General features: G+C 60.1%; 2 protein-coding genes. Both read left to right on the top strand.

Annotated elements, in window-relative coordinates; all coding sequences use genetic code 11:
* The coding region (locus AC1D0Z_RS20265; protein ID WP_477659966.1) for an aldehyde dehydrogenase family protein at positions 1-1329 on the top strand (1329 nt) is incomplete at its 5' end.
* A gap of 141 nt (positions 1330-1470) precedes the next feature.
* Positions 1471-2091, top strand: a 621-nt coding sequence (locus AC1D0Z_RS20260) for an adenylate/guanylate cyclase domain-containing protein (protein WP_477659965.1), incomplete at its 3' end; no start/stop codon positions are given.

Below are 2091 nucleotides of genomic sequence, written 5' to 3'. Positions count from 1 at the left end.
GCGACGGTGCCGTCCGGTACGGTGGGTGAAGCAGAAGCTGCCGTCCTGGCCGCCCGGGCCGCGTTTGACGGCTGGTCGGCCTTGCCCGTCGAGACGCGTGCCGCCTACCTGGATAAGGTTGCCGCCGGCATCAAGGCGCGCACTGAAGACCTGGCGGTGGCCATTGCCCGAGAGGTCGGCATGCCCCTGAAAATGGCCCGAGCCGTCCAGGTAGGGGGGCCTGCCTGGCACTGGGGAAACTTTGCCAAGGTCGCCCGCCAGTTCGAATGGGAAAAACAGGTCGGCAATTCGCTGGTGGTGCGCGAGCCAATCGGTGTCGTGGGTTGCATCACGCCCTGGAATTTCCCGCTCAGCCAGATCACGCTCAAGATCGCCCCTGCCATGGCGGCAGGCTGCACCGTGGTGCTAAAGCCCAGCGAAATCGCACCGGTCAATGCCATGATCCTGGCGGAAATCATTCATGAGGCAGGCATACCGCCCGGTGTGTTCAACCTGGTCAATGGCGTCGGTCCTGTGGTGGGCGAGGTGCTGGCAACGCATCCCGAAGTGGACATGCTGAGCTTTACCGGCTCCACCCGGGCGGGCAAGCGCGTGAGCGAACTCGCCAGCCAGTCGGTCAAGCGGGTGGCGCTTGAGCTCGGCGGCAAGTCGGCCAGCGTCATTCTGGACGATGCCAATTTCGAGGCAGCCGTTAAAGGCACTGTGTCGGCCTGCATGCTCAACAGCGGACAGACCTGTTCCGCCCACACCCGCATGYTGGTGCCGGCAGGGCGTTACGACGAAGCCAAGGCGCTCGCACAGGCCGCAATCGCGAGGTTCAATATCGGCCCAAGCCTTGAGGAAACCAGCAAACTAGGGCCGCTGGTCAGTGCTGCCCAGCGCGACCGCGTCCTGGGTTTCATCCGGACCGGCGTTGAAGAAGGTGCAGATGTGATTGCCGGCGGTGCCGAGGCGCCTGATTTCGCAAAAGGCTATTTTGTCCAGCCCACCATCCTGGGCATCAAGGCAACGGACACGCTGGCGCAGGAAGAAATTTTCGGTCCGGTCCTGGTCGTTATTTCCTACAAGGACGAGGACGAGGCGGTGGCGATTGCCAACAGCACMATTTACGGGCTTGGCGGCGCGGTTTGGGGTGGTACCGACGAACGTGCCATGAAAGTGGCACGCCGCCTGCGCACTGGCCAGGTGGATATCAATGGCGGGCCTTTCAACGGTCAGGCGCCGTTTGGTGGCTACAAACAGTCGGGTAACGGCCGCGAGAACGGCGTTTACGGTTTTGAAGAATTTCTGGAGTTCAAGGCCATCCAGCTAAAAGCCGCAGTGGGTTGAGCCGCTTGGTCCAGCACTGGCGATTCGCGAAAAAATAAACATTTAGTTACGATTGCGGGTCTCGGCGCGCAATTTGTTCTTGTCGTAATCATGCTTATGTTTTAATTACGCAAGATAGCTACAAGCAGTTACATAAACCGTATGGCAGAAGTCACCGTCGTTTTTGCCGATCTCACCGGAAGCACCGGGGTTTTTGAATCGCTGGGCAATGCCAAGGCAACCCAGGCCATTACACGTTTGACGCAGTGGATAGGCAAGGTCAGCGTGGCCTATCGCGGCCATGTTGTGAAATACCTGGGCGATGGTGTATTGGTGGTGTTTCCGGACAATGCGGACGCTGTTGATGCCGTAACCGAGCTGCAGCGGGTTCACCGCGACCGGATTCGCAACTGGCCCGAGCACCTCAAGATGCGGTTGCAACTGGGTGTTGCGCGCGGTGAAATTGTCGAGCAGGACGGTGACTGCTTTGGCGATGCCGTCAATGTGGCTTCCCGCCTGAGTGACTTGTCGGGACCGGACCAGATTCTCGCGACCGAAGCCGTTATTGAGAAGCTCCCCGCCGACACGCTCGTACGCTCCCGAAATCTTGGCCCTATGGACATTCGTGGCCGCACCGAAGCCTGCCTGGTCCATCGCATCGAATGGCAGGCGGAGGTCATGACCGAATCCTTTACCGTGCCTGCCACCTTGTCGGGGAATTCGGTGCCGCAGCCTTTGACCCTGGCGTCGATTGAGCTGTGCTGGCTGGATATCAATACCGAG

The sequence above is a fragment of the Polaromonas sp. P1_E3 genome (assembly GCF_056405935.1).
The sequence above is the reverse complement of the archived record's forward strand: the minus strand, read 5'-3'. Positions and strand labels throughout refer to the sequence as shown.